General features: G+C 40.3%; 19 protein-coding genes and 1 riboswitch. Of the genes, 3 read left to right on the top strand and 16 right to left on the bottom strand.

Annotated elements, in window-relative coordinates; genetic code table 11:
• Positions 1-20: 20 nt before the first annotated feature.
• Positions 21-323, top strand: a complete 303-nt coding sequence (locus JJ692_RS06090; protein ID WP_206534335.1) for an LCI fold-containing protein — start codon at positions 21-23, stop codon at positions 321-323.
• Between the two features lie 267 nt (positions 324-590).
• Here the strand turns inward: JJ692_RS06090 and psiE are convergent, their stop codons facing one another.
• From psiE to JJ692_RS06075, 3 genes are read right to left on the bottom strand one after another with little or no spacing between them, the layout of a single operon-like run.
• Positions 591-1,040 carry a phosphate-starvation-inducible protein PsiE gene (gene psiE / locus JJ692_RS06085; protein ID WP_206534334.1) on the bottom strand — a complete coding sequence of 150 codons (450 nt, stop codon included), beginning with the start codon at positions 1,038-1,040 and terminating at the stop codon, positions 591-593.
• Between the two features lie 16 nt (positions 1,041-1,056).
• Positions 1,057-2,370 carry a HAMP domain-containing sensor histidine kinase gene (locus JJ692_RS06080; protein WP_206534333.1) on the bottom strand — a complete coding sequence of 438 codons (1,314 nt, stop codon included), beginning with the start codon at positions 2,368-2,370 and terminating at the stop codon, positions 1,057-1,059.
• On the bottom strand, positions 2,351-3,052 hold the full coding sequence (locus tag JJ692_RS06075) for a response regulator transcription factor (protein WP_025094146.1): 702 nt from the start codon (positions 3,050-3,052) through the stop codon (positions 2,351-2,353). The genes JJ692_RS06080 and JJ692_RS06075 overlap by 20 nt, the downstream gene beginning before the upstream one ends.
• Before the next feature lie 249 nt (positions 3,053-3,301).
• Here JJ692_RS06075 and JJ692_RS06070 point away from each other — a divergent pair, with 249 nt between their 5' ends.
• On the top strand, positions 3,302-4,507 hold the full coding sequence (locus tag JJ692_RS06070; protein ID WP_206534332.1) for a DUF418 domain-containing protein: 1,206 nt from the start codon (positions 3,302-3,304) through the stop codon (positions 4,505-4,507).
• A gap of 82 nt (positions 4,508-4,589) precedes the next feature.
• On the opposite strand, the gene JJ692_RS06065 is transcribed toward JJ692_RS06070, so the two are convergent.
• On the bottom strand, positions 4,590-5,522 hold the full coding sequence (locus tag JJ692_RS06065; protein WP_206534331.1) for a helix-turn-helix transcriptional regulator: 933 nt from the start codon (positions 5,520-5,522) through the stop codon (positions 4,590-4,592).
• Between the two features lie 83 nt (positions 5,523-5,605).
• Here JJ692_RS06065 and JJ692_RS06060 point away from each other — a divergent pair, with 83 nt between their 5' ends.
• The gene (locus JJ692_RS06060) at positions 5,606-6,250 is read left to right on the top strand and encodes an FMN-dependent NADH-azoreductase (RefSeq protein WP_206534330.1); all 645 of its coding nucleotides are present in this window, start codon (positions 5,606-5,608) and stop codon (positions 6,248-6,250) included.
• A gap of 167 nt (positions 6,251-6,417) precedes the next feature.
• Here the strand turns inward: JJ692_RS06060 and JJ692_RS06055 are convergent, their stop codons facing one another.
• The 12 genes from JJ692_RS06055 to JJ692_RS06005 all read right to left on the bottom strand — a co-directional run bounded on the left by JJ692_RS06055 (position 6,418) and on the right by JJ692_RS06005 (position 17,990).
• Positions 6,418-8,274, bottom strand: a complete 1,857-nt coding sequence (locus tag JJ692_RS06055; protein ID WP_122632055.1) for an alpha/beta fold hydrolase — start codon at positions 8,272-8,274, stop codon at positions 6,418-6,420.
• Between the two features lie 57 nt (positions 8,275-8,331).
• Positions 8,332-8,898: a TetR/AcrR family transcriptional regulator gene (locus JJ692_RS06050; RefSeq protein ID WP_041115746.1), complete on the bottom strand. Its 567-nt coding sequence runs from the start codon at positions 8,896-8,898 to the stop codon at positions 8,332-8,334.
• Between the two features lie 345 nt (positions 8,899-9,243).
• Positions 9,244-10,641: a Fe-S cluster assembly protein SufB gene (gene sufB, locus JJ692_RS06045; RefSeq protein WP_007500362.1), complete on the bottom strand. Its 1,398-nt coding sequence runs from the start codon at positions 10,639-10,641 to the stop codon at positions 9,244-9,246.
• A gap of 17 nt (positions 10,642-10,658) precedes the next feature.
• On the bottom strand, positions 10,659-11,105 hold the full coding sequence (gene sufU, locus JJ692_RS06040) for a Fe-S cluster assembly sulfur transfer protein SufU (RefSeq protein WP_039181277.1): 447 nt from the start codon (positions 11,103-11,105) through the stop codon (positions 10,659-10,661).
• Positions 11,095-12,315 (bottom strand): cysteine desulfurase, encoded by a 1,221-nt coding sequence (locus JJ692_RS06035; protein WP_025094139.1) that lies wholly within the window; start codon positions 12,313-12,315, stop codon positions 11,095-11,097. Before JJ692_RS06035 ends, sufU begins: the two co-directional genes overlap by 11 nt.
• A complete protein-coding gene (gene sufD, locus JJ692_RS06030) occupies positions 12,315-13,628 on the bottom strand; it encodes a Fe-S cluster assembly protein SufD (RefSeq protein ID WP_024423399.1) in 1,314 nt (437 codons plus the stop codon). Before sufD ends, JJ692_RS06035 begins: the two co-directional genes overlap by 1 nt.
• 18 nt (positions 13,629-13,646) lie before the next feature.
• Positions 13,647-14,432 carry a Fe-S cluster assembly ATPase SufC gene (gene sufC / locus JJ692_RS06025; protein ID WP_007500355.1) on the bottom strand — a complete coding sequence of 262 codons (786 nt, stop codon included), beginning with the start codon at positions 14,430-14,432 and terminating at the stop codon, positions 13,647-13,649.
• 213 nt (positions 14,433-14,645) lie between these two features.
• Positions 14,646-14,780: a YuzK family famiily protein gene (locus tag JJ692_RS19115; RefSeq protein ID WP_254965641.1), complete on the bottom strand. Its 135-nt coding sequence runs from the start codon at positions 14,778-14,780 to the stop codon at positions 14,646-14,648.
• A gap of 215 nt (positions 14,781-14,995) precedes the next feature.
• Positions 14,996-15,364 (bottom strand): carboxymuconolactone decarboxylase family protein, encoded by a 369-nt coding sequence (locus JJ692_RS06020; RefSeq protein WP_003212803.1) that lies wholly within the window; start codon positions 15,362-15,364, stop codon positions 14,996-14,998.
• Positions 15,365-15,467: 103 nt separating this feature from the next.
• Entirely contained in the window at positions 15,468-16,289 is an 822-nt protein-coding gene (metQ, locus tag JJ692_RS06015; protein WP_024423400.1) for a methionine ABC transporter substrate-binding lipoprotein MetQ, read from the bottom strand.
• Positions 16,290-16,303: 14 nt separating this feature from the next.
• Positions 16,304-16,972, bottom strand: a complete 669-nt coding sequence (locus JJ692_RS06010; RefSeq protein WP_142945142.1) for a methionine ABC transporter permease — start codon at positions 16,970-16,972, stop codon at positions 16,304-16,306.
• Entirely contained in the window at positions 16,965-17,990 is a 1,026-nt protein-coding gene (locus JJ692_RS06005; RefSeq protein ID WP_024423402.1) for a methionine ABC transporter ATP-binding protein, read from the bottom strand. The genes JJ692_RS06010 and JJ692_RS06005 overlap by 8 nt, the downstream gene beginning before the upstream one ends.
• Before the next feature lie 154 nt (positions 17,991-18,144).
• Positions 18,145-18,253, bottom strand: a riboswitch (SAM riboswitch).
• Positions 18,254-18,258: the final 5 nt, after the last annotated feature.

The following is an 18,258-nucleotide window of genomic DNA, read 5'->3' as shown; positions in this document are numbered from 1 at the left end:
TTGGAAGGGGAATGATCATAATGAATTGGAAAAAAACAATGACTGGCGTCGCTCTTTCTTTTGGGTTACTTCTTTCTTCGTATGTTCCAGCAGCAAATGCTACTTCATCTTCACCAGCAAAAAGTTCAGATGGCGTTGCTCGTACAAGCAATTTCGAGACGGCCTGTCCCGCAGATATTTTACGGAAATTTCGCAACTCAAACAAGCCTTACTTATGTATGTACTCCGACACAGCTATTTTTGCAAACTCTTTCACAGCATACGGAATGAATTGGTATTTTAAAGGAAGCTCTGGACTCTATGCTTATTATGAGGGTAATTAATAATCCATAAAGTAAAAACACCGATAAGTGAATGTTGTGTTCTTTAGCAGCATTTCATTTATTGGTGTTTTTTTACAGGAATTATTATGTGACTGATATCCCACAAAAACCTGGCTTGTCTGCTATCTCTTTGAATTAGCAAACAAAGGTGTGTAGGTGAAAGAATTCATGATTTGATCACTCCATATATCGGACTGATCAAATACAAATAGACCATGATCAATTATCTAACGAAAAAGACGAACGTCCATCGTTCGCCCTCTTTCCTTACTTCACTTCCTCATGCTCTTGGGCAGCATCTCTTTTGCTCGCGATAAAGAGTGCACAAGTCATAGCAAGTATGGCCAGCGCCCACCAGAACGTCGATACCGCCTCTTCATGATCAATGATAATCAAACGGATGACCGCTGTGATCCCTATATAAATAAAATAGCGAAGCGGAAAATGAAAGTTGGATTTAAAGTATTTAATAATTAAGGCAATAAACTCAAAGTACATAAAGAAGATCAGCAGTTCCCCAAGCATTCCATAATAGCTTTCTCCTTTGTTGAACAGTGTCTTATAAACAAATTGGACAATGTACCATGTTTCACTGATTAAGAGAACGCTTAAAGCGATGGCCAAAAAGAACAGACAGATATTGAGAAGGCCTTGCAAGAGATCAGGTATCTTTTGGAAATTGTTGAATCGTTTTATTAGATTGTCTCTCCATTCCATGTTATTCATTTGCCACCTATATTTTGATGTGCCAGAAACGCAGCACGATGTAGTAAACGCCGTTCTTTTCCATCCTTTCAAACTGCCCGTGCATGCGGGACATCATTCGTTTTATGCTTCGTTCACCAAGTCCAGTGCTTTCCTGCGTGTCATTTGTCTCGTTTATCGCATTGCTGATATGGATCTCAAAAATTACTTGGTCGGATAGAAACGTGAGATTGATATCTTTTTTCGGGTCAGCGTATTTCAGTATGTTCGACATCAGATTATCAAACACTCGGCCAAGCTCCTCAACATTCACATTGATATAGCTGTTTGGCAGCTCTCCTAAAAGATGAACCTTAAATGTCTCTTGCTGCAAAATCGCCACCTGATCTGATAAGAGATCGTAAATGACCTCTTTGACTGCAACTGTCTCAAGCTCAGGTTCATGTTCTTTATCAAGTAGAAAATAGGCGAACAGATTATCAGATAGATTTTTCAATTGCAGTGCTTTTTCATAAGCACTTGCTATATATTGATCCTTACGGGTATCCGCTCCAGCCTCCTCTTTTTTCGCAAACTCCAAATTCATCATCAGCGACGTCAGCGGTGTCCTCATATCATGGGACATTTCGGTGACCAAGCTGCGGCTCTCATCTTGCAGCTCATCAATGGCTTGAAGCTTGTCCAAAAAAGCTTTACGAAGGTCCTCAATACTTTTGGCAATCATCGCTAATTCGTCATGCCCTTTCACCGTCATCTCATAGTCCAGCTCTCCGCCTTCAAGAATATGTATCTCTTGGTGAATCGTTTGCAGGTAGCGCAGACTTTTGCGAATACCGAGAAGAACCATGAGGAGAAAAATAAGCGTTGCTCCGAGCAGCTCGAGTGTAAACGCAAGATCGTGGTAACGAGACGAATAGAAACCATCCACCATGACCCGACCTTCACCGTCGCTAAACTGAACAGGAAACGAATGTTGCTCAGCGTACTGGGTCACCTTTTCTTTTCCGTACGCCGATTCATCGGCAGCGGAATAAATAGAGTCATATTGCAGCACTTGATCCTTGAAGATGGTCAAATTAATGTAATTCTCTTTTTTCACCCACTCGCCAAACGCTTTTCGATCCGTTGAAGACAGCTCATTCTCAGACACATAGCGGCTGAATTTTTGAATGTACTTGGCTGATTCCTGATCGTAATACTCGTCCGAACTCAAATATCCATCGATCAAATCATTGGTGATCTTTTGCAGCGTCAAAAAGACAATACCACTCACAATTGCAGCCACCAAAATCAGCAGTGCAAGCTTTTTGGCCAGTGTATATTTACGATGTGGATGTGCCAAATCGATATCCTCTTCCCCATTCAGTTTTGATATATACAGGACGCGCAGGATCATCCTCAATTTTGGCACGCAGCTTTCGAATATGCACCATCACCGTATTGTTGGAACAATAGAAATAAGGCTGTCCCCACACGCTTTCATAAATATTTTGGGCTGAAAAGATTTTGTTTCGCCTGCTCATAAGCAGTTTTAACATCCGATATTCTAGATCAGACAGCTTAATTTGCTGGTTTTCTTTCCATACTTCATTAAATTCTTCACTTACCTTCAGTTTGCCCCCAACAAGAAAGGTCTCTTCCTGTTCCTTCTTTTCCTGATAGACAGTATACCTGCGTAATTGTGCAATCACTCTAGCATGAAGCTCCTCTTGTGAAAAAGGTTTTGTCATATAATCATCCCCGCCGGCAAGTAAGCCTTCGGTTTTATCGAATGTACTTGATTTGGCTGTTAGAAATAGAATCGGGACATTAGAAGAGGCTCTTATCTGCTGGCACGTTTCGATGCCTGAGAGCCCCGGCATCATCACATCCAAAATCACCAAATCGAGCGAATCGTCCACAAACTTCAATGCTTGCTCGCCATTCATCGCTCTTAGCACCTCATATCCTGCACGTGAAAGGGATTCCTGCAGAAGGTCACCAATATCCTGATCATCTTCTACGACTAATATTCGATGGGTCATGTCTCTCACCTCATGTAATGTGTTGCTCTTTCTTTTATGTCTTTACTATATATCATCTAGCTATGTGAAAAGATACAGCATAAACCTTAACAGTTTATGAATTTGATCATACGCCATCAATTTGTCACATTTATTTTCAAAAAATTGGATCTTCATAAATTGTTAAGAATTGGACCGTATATTGATTCATTGTAAGGATCGATGAATTGATCCGAATCACATTATCATAACAAGAAAAGGAGCATGGATATGAATGCAAACAAAGTAGCACACGGACAACCGATGAGTCTGCGGGAACGGGTTCATTTCTTGGACATTGTACGAGGGTTCGCCTTAATGGGGATTATTCTAGTCAATTACTTTTTGATCGTGGATTCGGCCAAGGGATTTGACATGCTGTCAAATGATGTCTTTCACAATGTGGTGAATTGGTTCGCCTCAGGGAAATTCATTACGTTGTTCTCCTTTCTATTCGGGGTTGGTTTTATGATTTTTATGGATCGAGCTGCTCAGAAAGTGGACAGTCCGAACAAGCTGTTTGCCCGCAGATTAACCATTCTCTTAGGATTTGGCCTTCTGCATTTAACTTTTGTTTGGATTGGTGACATTTTGGCCTATTATGCAGTCGCTGGCTTTTTATTGCTTTTCTTTTACAAACGCACAGCCAAAACTATCGGATACTGGTTGATCACACTCTTTGTGATTCAATTGCTCACACCTTTTTTCACGATGCTGCTAAGTACTATCAGTACAGGATCATCAGGCAAGCCGGATTTTGCAGATTTTGATTTGACCAGCCACAACAGTCTGACTTATTTAGCATCAATTAGTGACCGGTGGACAGATATGGTGACAATGGCTTCCGGCTCTTTTTCTACTGTCTATTCTATGTTTTTCATGTTTTTACTCGGTGTGTATTTTGTGAAAATGGAGTTTTTCAAAAACATGGAGGCGAAAAAAGCGATTTGGAATCGCATTTGGGTCATTTTTGCCATCGCTTTTCTCATCACCCAAGGCAGTACGATCATAACAGCGGTCAATCCTTTTGAAAATACACTGTGGATGAACATAGCCTCTGCCCTTGAACAAAACGGCGGATTAACAGGCAGTATGTTTTATATGAGTACACTTGCGATGCTGTTTCTTCACGTCCCTCAGCTGCGAGGTGCTTTGATGGTCTTTACCAAAGTCGGACGCATGTCACTGACCTGTTATTTGCTTCACTCCATCATTGGCACAATGCTATTTCTGAAATACGGAGCCGGACTTGCTGATTATCTTCAGCCTGCTGGCACGTTTATGATTGGACTCGGGGTTTATGTCTTCCTCGTGCTCTTTAGTACATTATGGTTAAAGCGGTTCAAATATGGCCCGATGGAGTTTATTTGGCGTCAGCTGACATATGGGAAGGTTGATGATCAACCGAAAACAAATACAATGGATGTGGCGAAGTAACTGAAATAATAGTAGTTAAAAAGAGTGGGAAAAGGCGAACTTTAGTGGTTCGCCTTTTCTGTAGTATATTCATTTTTTTGATTCAATACTTGTTAATCACTTCTCGCAATTGATTCAAATAACTTTCTTTCAATTCATCTGGGTATTCAATTTTCACATGTTTCCCAAATGACATCAAATAATGAGTCATATACGATAATTCTTCTTGGTTGTATCCACCGACAATATAAGGGATCTGATCAATGATCTCCAATCTCATATTTGGGTAATGATGCTTTAAAAACTTTTCTTTTCCTTGTTCCGTTAATCGACATTTAAATGAGATATCATGATAAGTTTTTTCATATTCGAGCTGCAGTTCTTTTAATTCTTCCTTTGTAAATGTGTCTCTGATTTCTTCTTCAATCACCATGTCCTTCATAAAGTCACATCTGTAGATGCCCCACTTTTTATTTTGAACATCATATGCTTGAGAAAACCAAATGCCATTTCGATAAAATAACTCAAGAAATTGCAGCCTGATCCATTTATTTTCATATTGAGTGTACGTCATCTTCACGATTTGATCTTTCATCATTGCCTGTAAAATCAATTCCAAATGATTTTGTTCACTAACTGGTGCGACATTATAGTAATGAATCACATCCAAAGTCTCCGTAATCATTTGCTTTTTCTCATCGGACATTGTGGCAAACAACTTTTGCCGAATTTGTGAGTAGGATTTTTTAAATGGTGTGGCTGACACCAGGTCAAGAGCTTTAAGAGCGAAAAAAATAGCTTGGACTTCTTCTATATTGAAATAAATAGGAACCAATGGAGATTGATTCACCAGTCGATATCCTCCGTGTCTGCCATTTTCAACGTAAAAAGCTAAGCCCATTGACTCTAACTCTTCTATATCTCTTAAAGCCGTCCTTTTAGAAATGCCAAATTCAGATTGTAAGTCCTTTAACTGAAAAGAGTGTTTATCGCTTAAAAAAATAAGTTCTAGGTTTAATCGTTCTGATTTTTTCATTTTGTTTTCCCTCTTAAAAAGGTGACTTCTTTTGTCACCTTTATCATTTATACTCAGCTTATCAAAAGAAAAGGAGCATGTATATGCAAACATTAATCATTAACGCGCACGCAGATTTCACTCATCGAGAAAGTTATTCAAACAAACTGCAAACACTATTTTTAACACAATTTAAAGAAAGGTTTCCTCATGAGGAACCAACCATTTTACATTTATATGGAACTGAAATTCCTCGTATCGAAAAAGAACAGCTGCTAGGGATTTGGGATAAGCAAGCATCCAAACAAGCATTAACGGCTGCCGAGGAAAAAATCGCCGCTGCTTCATCTGCTTTATTGGCTCAATTCAAAGCACATCATCGAATTGTGATCGTGTCACCTGTTCATAACTTCAATGTGACTTCACGAATGAAAGATTATATAGATAATATCTTTATTGCGAGAGAAACGTTCAAATATACAGAAAATGGTTCTGTTGGTCTGATGACTGACGATTATCGTGTACTTTTACTTCAAGCAAGCGGCTCAATTTTCACAAATAACGATCGATATACACCTCTAGAATTTTCACATCATTACCTAAAAGAAATATTTCAAAACTTGATGGGATTTCATCAATTTCATATTGTCAGAGCACAAGGAACAGCGATTTTAGAACAAGATGCGATCTTACAATCTGCATCTGATGATATGACGAAAACCTTAGAGGAGTTTTATGCACCTAATTAATTTCTATTTAATCAAAAAGACCCAAAACGAAAAATCGTGCTTTTTTTAATAAAAATCACCTTTTTCGTTTTAGGGTGCTATAAAATCTTTCAGTTGGTGTGCATCGACGGGATCACAAGCACTGCGATTTCATTTCAATTACGACATACTTTATTTATCCCACATTCTCAACTGCTAGTAAGACTATTTTTTATAACCAAAGCTGCCGTTTCACTCGGATGGCTAAGAGGATAATGATGGCCGTATGGAACAACATCAACTTTACCTAGATGCGATGGAGCAGAATAGCCTCTGTCATACTCCCCCCAGATAATATGAAGCTTATTCTTTGTTACGTCATTGAATTCCCCTTGATCGTTTTTCAATAGTAACTGATTAAGCTGAACCGTCGTATTTAAAATTCTAGGAGACGTAAAACTGTTTCTGATTTTTTCAATATAATGTTCAGGGATGTTCTCCGTCCTTTCAAACAAACCATTACTTAATAAATAACGCTCTATCATTTTAGGAGTTGCAAATTTTAAAGCCCATTTGTTCATCCATTGTGGAACATTTAGCGATTTAGCATTTTTTTTGGCAACAGGCGGCTGAAGTAAAGTGATTGAATACTTCTTATCTATGTACCCTTGTCCCAGTGCTTCCAGTAGAATAAACGCACCGAATGAATGGCCAATGAGATGTGCACCATGAGCCGCTTTCTCCAATACCTTTTTCACTACATTCAAATAGATATCTAGAAGATGTTTCTCTCGTTTAAATGGGGAACGCCCCAAACCTGGAAGATCCAAGATCCATACAGGCTGACCCGTTTTTTCATGAAGCTCTTGTGCTAAAGGGAATAAATCCTCTCCATCACTCAATAAACCATGTAATAAAATAAACGGTTTCCCTTCTCCTTGTAATTGGTAAAGGGTGTTGTTATCGCATAATGTTCGCTCAAATACATGATAATGCTCACCATGTTGATCCATCATGCGATAATCCAGATCAGCTACTACAGCAGGGAAAAAGTTCATGACACTCGTCTTCTTAAACCAATCTTCCCCCATCATTTTTTTCACTGAAGCATTTGAAAATGTTCGTTTTGTCATAAAATTGAGTCCATCAGAAGGAATGTTTGTTATTTTACTTACTCCACTTTTCATCATTGCTTTCATAAACGGCATTGGGACAGAGATTTTTGGTGCCCTCATATTCATACTTTCCGACATCACACTTAATAATTCAGCAATGTTCTGATCATGCTCTTTGTCTTCAACAAGTGTATATGTTTGAATAGCCGGCTGCTCCATCCTGAAAACCTGCACAATAAACTTCGCAAACTCATCGTTTGAAATCAGTGGCAGCCTATATCCTTTACCTCCAGGAATCACTGGCATAAGCCCTCTTCGCATACTTGTCACAAGCAATCCTAATCCTGCTATCTGCTCTGTACTCCCTGTTTTACTACTGCCGACCACAGTTGGCGGATTAATGACAGACAGCGGATAACCTACAGCTGATGCTTGTTGACGGATATAAAGATCTGCTAAAAATTTTGTTCTCTCATATGGATTTTTGATTTTCAAATAATCGTTTCCTTCTTTAAACACATCAATTGCAATCTTGCTATTTTCATCATCAAAGGGGCTCATATAACCGACAACATGAATAAATTGCTGCAAGCCCTTCAATTGATGAATATTTTTAGCCAATTCACCAATATATTTGGCGCCATTTAAAAAGACGGAAGCTGCTTCTTTACTTGTCGCTTGAATATCCATAGGGCCTCCTGCGTGAATCATCACATCCGTCTTCAATACCCTCTCTTTATCTTCAGGACTTAGACCTAAATCTATTTTCGTCAAATCACCTTCAACAAAGTGCATCACTTCCTGTTTTAAGATGCCTCTTTCTTGAAACTTACGTGCTGCTTTACTTTTCGACCTCACTAAAAGAAGAATGTTCACATCCTCTTTCACTAGTTCTTCAACTAATTGCTTTCCAATAAAGCCTGTTCCACCTGTTAAAAATACTGTTTTCATATGAAATCTCCTTTTTAGTACTAAACAGTACTAATTTGATGTAAAAAAAATGCTTCTTTATCGAAGCAAGTTAAATAAATGATCTGCTGTTTTTGTGATGACAGTGGCATCCTTCAATGTTTCTGAAATAAATAACGCTCCTTCAAGATTTGTAATAAAAAGTGATGCCACCTCATCAATCTGAATCGTATCTCTGAATTCCCCGTTCTCTACACCTTGTTTCAGTAATAGAGAAACTTTCTTTTGTAATCCTGTAAAAAATAAACCTATTTTTTCTTTTATTTGCGTGGCCTGTGCAGGACTTTGAATATAAAGAGTAATAAATGGACAGCCTCCCTGATACTCTCTCGACTGAACGCCTTGTGATAATTGCTTTAAAAACATTTGGATACGATCTTCAACTGAAAATTGGGTCTGAGACATTACGTCGTCTATTGCAGCTTGATACATATCAATCCAATAATCAACGACCCCTTCTAATAATTCCTCCTTATTAGAAAAGTGATAATACACATTAGACTTTGACACTTTGCTTACACGTACCAATTCATCCATACTTGTATAAGCAAACCCTTTTTCTAAAAACAATGTTGCAGCTACTTCAAGTACACGTTTTTGATTCATTAATTTTACCTTTGTCATAATTAGAACTATACAGTACTAATTTGAATGTTGCAAGTATTTATGTTCGTCGTTTAGAAAAAGTTTGATTAAAGGATTCTCTCTCAAATGAAAATGAGTCCAAAAAAATAAGATGACTTTCATGATAATTATGATGTTATTGGAGGGATAGATTTTTGTAATTCCTTCATTCATGTGAGTAAGAGGCATTTGTTGGATTCACACTGAATACTTTTCTCCATTCACTAAAAAACAACGCCACAAAGGCATTTAATTAACAAGTGGTATCATAACGATATCACTCGAAATTAAATGCCTTCAAAAAGCGTTGTGTATCAATGTTTTTTATTAACCAATAGAGCCTTCCATCTCAAACTTAATCAAGCGGTTCATTTCAACGGCGTATTCCATTGGCAGTTCTTTTGTGAATGGCTCGATGAAGCCCATGACGATCATTTCTGTTGCTTCTTCTTCAGAAATTCCGCGGCTCATCAAGTAGAATAGCTGTTCTTCTGATACTTTTGATACTTTTGCTTCGTGCTCTAATGAAATGTTGTCGTTTAAGATTTCATTGTAAGGGATTGTATCAGATGTTGATTTGTTATCCATGATGAGTGTGTCACACTCGATGTTTGAGCGTGCACCTTCTGCTTTGCGTCCGAAGTGAACGATTCCTCGGTATGTTACTTTACCGCCTTGTTTGGAAATCGATTTCGATACGATCGTTGAAGATGTGTTTGGTGCAAGGTGAATCATTTTCGCACCTGCATCTTGGTGCTGACCTTTACCTGCTAGGGCAATACTTAATGTCATACCACGAGCGCCTTCACCTTTTAGGATGACCGCTGGATATTTCATTGTCAGCTTAGAACCGATGTTTCCATCAATCCATTCCATTGTTGCATTTTCTTCACATACTGTACGTTTTGTCACAAGGTTGAAGACGTTGTTTGCCCAGTTTTGAATCGTTGTATAACGGCAGTAGCCGCCTTTTTTGACGATGATTTCAACTACCGCACTGTGAAGTGAGTTTGTTGTGTAAACTGGAGCTGTACAGCCTTCTACGTAATGCACATGTGCGCCTTCGTCAACGATGATCAGTGTACGTTCGAACTGACCCATGTTTTCAGAGTTGATACGGAAGTATGCTTGCAGTGGAGTATCTACTTTTACGCCTTTTGGTACGTAGATAAATGAACCACCAGACCATACAGCCGAGTTAAGCGCAGCAAATTTGTTGTCAGTCGGAGGAATGACTTTTGCCCAGTGCTCACGGAAGATGTCTTCGTTCTCTTTTAATGCGCTGTCTGTATCTTTAAACACAATTCCTAGATCTTCAAGGTCTTGCTTCATGTTGTGATACACAACTTCAGATTCATACTGAGCAGATACACCAGCTAAATATTTTTGCTCTGCTTCTGGGATACCAAGTTTATCAAAGGTTTGTTTGATTTCTTCTGGTACTTCATCCCAAGAACGCTCAGAGCGCTCAGATGGCTTTACGTAGTACGTAATTTCATCAAAGTTTAATGCATTTAAATCTCCGCCCCATTGTGGCATCGGCATGTTGTAAAAGTGCTCAAGAGATTTCAAACGGAAGTCGAGCATCCACTGAGGCTCTTCTTTCATACGAGAAATTTCTTCAACGATCTCTTTTGTCAGTCCGCGCTCTGAACGGAAAATGGAAACGTCTTTATCAGAAAAGCCGTATTTATATTCACCAACATCTGGCATTTTTTTAGCCATCCATTTTCACTCCAATCTTATGATTTGCCGTTATCTTCGGCAGATGCGCCTTTTTCAAGCGCCTTCCAGGATAATGTTGCACATTTGATGCGGGCTGGGAATTTTGCAACTCCCTGCAGCGCTTCAATGTCACCAAGATCAATGGAATCGTCGTATTCTTTTCCTTGCATCATATCGGAGAAAATCCGAGACATTTTCAAAGCTGTTTCAATATCTTTCCCTTTAATTGCCTGCGTCATCATGGAGGCAGATGCCATCGAAATGGAGCATCCTTCTCCTTCAAATTTCGCATCCGTGACTTTTTCGTCTTCGATTTTCATCGTAAGACGAATACGGTCACCACACGTTGGGTTGTTCATATCGACGACAATGCTGTCGTTTAGTACACCTTTGTTTCTCGGATTTTTATAATGATCCATAATCACTTGTCTGTACAGTGTATCTAAGTTTACATTAAAAGACATTCGTAAAATACTCCTTTGTCTTACGGAGCGCTGCAATGAGTAGATCAATCTCTTCTTCTGTATTATACAGATAGAAGCTTGCTCTTGCAGTCGCTGATACACCAAGCCATTTCATGAGCGGCTGTGCACAGTGGTGTCCAGCACGAATGGCGACACCTTCCGTATCCAGAACAGTTGACGCATCATGCGGATGGACGTCGTCTAAGTTAAACGTCACAAGCCCAGCTCGGTGCTGTGGTCCATAAACAGTCGCACCGTCAAGCTCTTTAAAGCGCTCAAGCGCGTAAGTCGCAAGCTGATGCTCGTAACGGCTGACTTCCTCCATACCAATGTCATTTAAGAAGTCAATTGCTTTTCCTAGTCCAACTGCTCCAGCAATAATCGGTGTTCCCGCTTCAAATTTCCACGGCAGCTCTTTCCATGTAGAATCATATAGATCCACAAAGTCGATCATTTCACCGCCAAACTCAGCAGGCTCCATATTATTCAAAAGGTCCTTCTTCCCGTAAAGCACACCGATGCCAGTCGGTCCACACATTTTATGCCCAGAGAATGCGAAAAAGTCACAATCTAGATCCTGAACATCAATTTGCATGTGTGGGGTGCTTTGCGCACCGTCGACGACAATGATTGCCCCATGATCGTGGGCAATTTTGGCGATCTCTTTAATCGGGTTGATGGTTCCTAATACGTTTGAGACATGTGTGACTGCGACAATTTTCGTTTGATGTGTGATCGTTTGCTTCACATCTTCAAGCGATAGCGTGCCGTCTTCCTGTAACGGAATGTATTTCAATGTGGCGCCAGTTGCTTTTGCTGCTTGCTGCCAAGGGATGATATTCGCATGATGCTCCATATGCGTAATGACAATCTCATCGCCTTCTTTGAGGTTTGCTCTAGCATAGCTGATCGCCACTGTGTTTAGTGCAGTTGTTGTACCTCTAGTAAAAATAATCTCCTGGACAGATGAAGCACGGATGAATGCACGAACTTTCTCTCTCGCACCCTCGTATGCGTCCGTTGCTTTTGTGCCAAGGGTATGAACACCCCGGTGGACGTTCGAGTTGTAAGACCGGTAATACTCATTCATTGCATCAATGACCACTCTTGGTTTTTGAGAAGTCGCTGCACTGTCCAAATACACCAAATCATGTCCGTTCACTTGCTGATGAAGGATTGGAAATTGCTCACGAACGTCTTTGATATTCATTATTTTACTTTCCTTTCAATCACAGAAATCAGCTGCTTTTTAACTCCTTCAATCGGCAGTTCTTTCACAACTGGATTTAAGAAGCCATAAATCACAAGTCTTTCTGCATCTTCTTTGGAAATCCCGCGGCTCATGAGGTAGTACAATTGAATTGGATCAACACGTCCAACAGAAGCGGCGTGCCCTGCTGTCACATCATCTTCATCAATTAAAAGAATTGGGTTTGCGTCACCGCGTGCTTTCTCACTCAGCATGAGGACACGTGATTCCTGTTCTGCATTTGACTTTGTTGCGCCATGCTCGATTTTACCAATTCCGTTAAAGATAGAAGATGCTTGATCCTTCATCACACCATGCTTCAAGATATACCCTTCAGAGTTTTTACCGAAGTGGATGATGCTTGTTGTGAAGTTTTCTGTTTGGTTTCCTCGGCCGACAACAACTGATTTCGTATCACCGAATGTACCGTCGCCCATCAGTTTTGTGATGTTTTCAGATACGACGTCTCCATCATTCATCAGGCCAAGCGCCCATTCGATTTTACTGTCACGACCATTTGCCATACCGCGTCTGTTTACATATACTGTGACTCCTTCTGCAAGGTTATCTACAGCACCGTATGTGACGCGGGCGTTAGCGCCTGTGAACACTTCAGAAACGATATTGAAGATCGCTTCTTCCGGTTTTGCTGTACTGATGTAGTTTTCTACATATGTCACAGCACTATGATCGTCTGCTACGACGATGACATGGTTGAACAAAGTCGTTTCGTCATTTTCATGAAGATAAACAGCTTGAATTGGTGCTTCAAGCTCTACGTTTTTCGGTACATAGAGGAAAGCTCCGCCATTCACTAAAGCAGCATGTAAAGCTGTAAGTTTATGCTCATCCACTTTCACTGCATCTGTCATGAAGTATTGTTTCACTAAATCTCCATGCTCACGGATCGCTGTATGAAGATCAGTAAAGATCACACCTTTGTCTTTCGCTTCAGCTGAAAGAGACAAATAGGCCGGCGTTTGATCACGCTGAATGTAGACTGTCTTATCTGTGTCCTCTAAATCAATAAGAGATTTCACTTCTTCTGGAAGCTCTTCTAATGATCCAAATGGCGCACTTTCGACTGTATGCTGTTTGAAATTCGTTAAATTCCATTTTGAAATATTCGTTTTGTCAGGCTTTGGCATTGGGAGGTCTTCTGCTTTTTCAAGAGCCTGTAAGCGAAGGGAGCTCATCCATGCCGGTTCCTGATGCTTCTCGGAGAAGCTTTTGACATAATCTTGATCTACTGATAATTTCGTTTCTAATGTCATCAATAATCCTCCTAACGCTTACGCTTCTTGACCAACAGTTTCGTCTTCAATTCCTAACTCTTTTTTAATCCAATCATAGCCTTCTGCTTCTAGACGCTGCGCGAGTTCTGGTCCGCCAGATTTCACGATACGGCCTTGCATCATGACATGAACGTGATCTGGTGTGATGTAGTTCAGTAGACGCTGATAGTGAGTGATCATTAAGCAGCCGAAGCTTTCGCCGCGCATTTTGTTAATTCCTTTAGAAACAACTTTCAAGGCATCGATATCAAGACCAGAATCGATTTCGTCAAGGATGGCGATCTTTGGTTCAATCATCATTAATTGAAGAATTTCGTTGCGTTTTTTCTCCCCGCCTGAGAAACCTTCGTTTAAGTAGCGCTGTGCCATATCTGGGTCCATTTCAAGGAACTCCATGTTTTCGTCCATTTTGCGGATGAATTTCATAAGAGAGATTTCATCGCCTTCTTCTCTGCGTGCGTTAATTGCAGAACGAAGGAAGTCAGCATTTGTAACACCGCTGATTTCAGATGGGTATTGCATCGCAAGGAAAAGACCAGCTTGAGCGCGCTCATCTACTTCCATTTCAAGGACATCTTCGCCATCAAGCAAGATGCTGCCTTTTGTTACTTCATATTTAGGGTGACCCATAATGGCAGCAGATAAAGTAGATTTACCTGTTCCGTTTGGTCCCATTACTGCGTGGAATTCTCCACCTTTTATCTCGAGGTTTACACCCTTTAAGATTTCTTTCCCTTCAATCTCAACGTGCAAGTCCTTAATTGTTAATGTCGAAGCAGTCATATATCGATACCTCCAAAATAATCATTATTCTCAATTTATTCTCATTCTAATTTTATAACAAATTAAAACTGAATACAACACATTCACGATAAGCGTGAGAGGATGCTCTCAAAATTCTAACAAAAAAAGCAGGTAGATAAAAGGATTTATGTCGAAAAGACTGTTTTCATAAAGAAAGGGCGGGAAACTGTTCTCCCCGCCCCTCAGCTATTATTAGCCTCGTATATTCATTTTTGCGAGCTGTCTTTTCTCATCTCGATAGGACTGCTCTCGTTTATATTCCACTTTCATCCTTAAGTCATGGTCTCTTTCGTACTCTGCATAGCTCATGCCATGAGCTTGATGCATGGCCTTTTCCATCTCGGCGGTATAATCCAATCCTAGTGTACTATGGTCCGAAGAAATAATAAACCATTCCCTTCCTTGAGTGTAGCTTTATTGTAGCAAACGTATGCGGCTTCACTCAAAAGGGATATGACACCTTATGCTGGCATATTTTCTCACACAAACGGATGAGAAGCGCTCAACTCCCTGAGATGGAAAAATACCGTGTTTTGCTTCCCTTAATGCGTCTGTCCTCCAAATTCATCAATACATTGCTGAACGACAGTGATTCCTTGGCTTAGTGCTGCTCCGCCGCCAAAAGCTGCCGCCACGCTGACAACCTCCAGCAAATTCTCTTCTGTCGCCCCTTGATCGAGCGCTCCTTTTGTATGATAAATCATGCAGTATTCATCCTGCGCATGAATACTGATACCGAGGGCAATCATTTGTTTTTCCTTTTGCGTTAATGAATCGCTTTGGAAGCACTGCTCCGTAAATTCATTGAATTTCTTTCCAAACACCGGCATTTTCTTCTGGAATTCACCCATTGCGGTTTTATAATCAGTCAGTGATTGCTGCATGGATCCGCTCATATGCTGTTCATTCATCTTATTTCCATCCCTTCAGGTCATTTGTACGTTTTTATTATGAGCGAGATTTGAAAAAATACACAAAAAACCTCGCTTTGAGGAAAGCGAGGTTGAAATGTTGTTATTCAGATACAGGCAATACTGCACCGTCATATTTTTTGTCGATGAATTCTTTGATTTTATCAGAGTGAAGAACTTCCATTAATGCCTTGATCTTATCTGATTTTTCGTCACCTTTGCGAACCGCAACGATGTTTGCATATGGGTTGTTCTTTGTTTGCTCAAGTTCGATTGAATCTTTTTTCGGATTCAATTTATTTTGGATCGCATAGTTGACGTTGATAAATACAGCATCGCCTTCACTGTTTTCATAAGCTTTCGCAGTTAATTCAGGCGCGATTTTTTTGAATTTTAGGTTCTTTGGGTTTTCTTTAATGTTCTTTACTGTTGCGTTGATTGTATCAACCTTTGGATCAAGCTTGATGACACCAGCATTTTGCAGTAGGGCAAGCATACGGCCTTGTTCAGCTACGTTGTTTGTCATGATGATTGTGCCGCCGTTTGGAATATCCTTTACGGATTTGTATTTCTTAGAGTAGATACCGAAAGGCTCAAGGTGAACCGCACCAGCACTCACTAGGTTATAATCTTTGTTTGATTTATTTTCTTCGTTTAAGTAAGGGATATGTTGGAAAAAGTTTGCATCCACTTCTTTTTCAGCTAACGCTTTGTTGTACATTTTATAATCACTAAGCACTTTCACTTTTAAATCGTAGCCTTTTTCTTTTAGAAGTGGTTTTGCTTCTTCAAGAATTTCGGCATGCGGCGTTTTTGAAGCGGCAACCGTAATGGTTTTGCTTTCACTTGCGTTATTAGATGAACCGCACGCAGCTAAAATACCTGCAAATGCTAGAAATAGTGCACTTAAAATCAATTTCTTCATGAATAAATCCTCCCTTAACGTTTATCAATTTTATTTGTAATCAAATCACCGATTATTTGAATAATAAAGACGATGATGAGAATAAACACAGTAGCTACAAGTGTGACATCTGTATTACCAGATTGGTACCCTTCCACATAGGCGAGGTCACCAAGTCCGCCTGCTCCAATTGCACCTGCAATCGCAGTAGAGCCAATCAGAGCAATTGCTGTTACGGTAATACCTGAAATAAGGGCTGGCAATGATTCTGGCAGCAATACTTTGAAAATGATTGTCGACGTTTTTGCTCCCATTGATCTTGCTGCTTCAATGACTCCTTTGTCTACCTCACGCAGTGCAATTTCGACAAGACGTGCATAGAATGGAGCTGACCCTATGACAAGGGCAGGGAGTGCTGCATTTGGGCCTAGAATCGTGCCCATAATGAGTTTTGTAAATCCTAATAATAGAATGATTAGAATGATAAAAGGAATCGATCTGAAAATATTGACGACTGCCCCAATGACGGTGTTAATCGGTTTATTTTCCCAAAGACCGCCTTTTCCTGTAAGGAAGAGCAGGAGCCCTAAGATAATCCCGATTGCAAAGGCAAATGCCAATGAAATCAGTGTCATATACACCGTTTCACCTGTTGCACTCCAGATGACGTCTAAATCAACGTTCGGAAACCATTTCTCAAACATGTGTCATCACCTCGATTTCAACCTGTTTGCTTTGGATATAGGCGATGGCTTTTTCTACCTCAGTCTCTTCTCCATTAATGTGGATAAAGAGTGTTCCAAACGCGCCTTCCTGCGTTTGAGAAATCTTCCCTTGAAGAATGTTCACATCGACATTAAAGGATCGAATGATTTCAGTGATCAGCGGCTGCTCGGCAGAGTCTCCAATAAAGGACAACCGTACGACCTGACCTTCTTTTACTCGTTCTAAGACGTGCTCGATTGTTTCTTTCGCTTCCTCTGGTTCTGCAAGCTGTTTCACAAATCGTTTCGTCATTTCTTCCTTTGGCTGTCTGAAGACGCGTAATACTTCGCCTTCTTCGACAATGCGTCCATTTTCCATGACCGCAACGCGATGACAAATTTTGCGAATGACGTGCATTTCGTGTGTAATGAGCACAATCGTGAGCCCTAACCGTTTATTGATATCCGCCAAAAGCTCAAGGATCGAATCAGTCGTTTGCGGATCTAGCGCAGATGTCGCTTCGTCACATAGAAGAACCTTTGGATCATTCGCTAATGCTCTCGCAATGCCGACACGCTGTTTTTGCCCGCCACTTAGCTGAGACGGGTATGCATTTTCTTTTCCTTCTAAACCGACCAATTTAATCAGTTCATTCGCACGCTCTCTCCGTTTAGATGTCGGTACACCTGCGATCTCAAGCGGGAACATAATGTTTTGTCTCACCGTTCTTGACCAAAGTAAATTAAAGTGCTGGAAGATCATGCTGATTTCTTGTCTTGCTTTCCGAAGTTTCGCATTCGATACTTCATTGATCCGGTTGCCTGCCACTTCAACAATTCCTTCTGTTGGCAGCTCCAGACCGTTTAATAGGCGAATAAGCGAGCTTTTCCCTGCACCGCTATACCCGATAATTCCGAATATTTCACCTTTATCAATATCCAAGTTGACGTCTTTCACGGCATCAACATTTCCGCTTTTTGAATGATACGTTTTTGATACATTCTGTAAATGGATCACAGTCTGATCACCTGCTTTCTTGCTGAATCTATAGGTTTCCATCACATACGTTATTTATTCTTCTTTCTGTCATGACTCTAGCCTGGCGCCAGGTCAGTAAAAAAGACCTAACTGCAACGCAAGCAGAAAGGCCTTTTATGTCAATTACGCCTTTCTCTCATCTTTCAAAGCGCTGCGGCTTTGAGTGAATTGGCACCAATTTCAGCTATGCTGACGGTTGCCGGGTTTCATAGGGCACGTCCCTCCACCTCTCTTAATAAGAGAAAAT

Origin of the sequence: Bacillus sp. 3a (assembly GCF_017161885.1) — a bacterium.
Classification (GTDB): Bacteria; Bacillota; Bacilli; order Bacillales; family Bacillaceae; genus Bacillus; species Bacillus safensis.
This window is presented reverse-complemented; position numbering and strand designations above follow the sequence as displayed.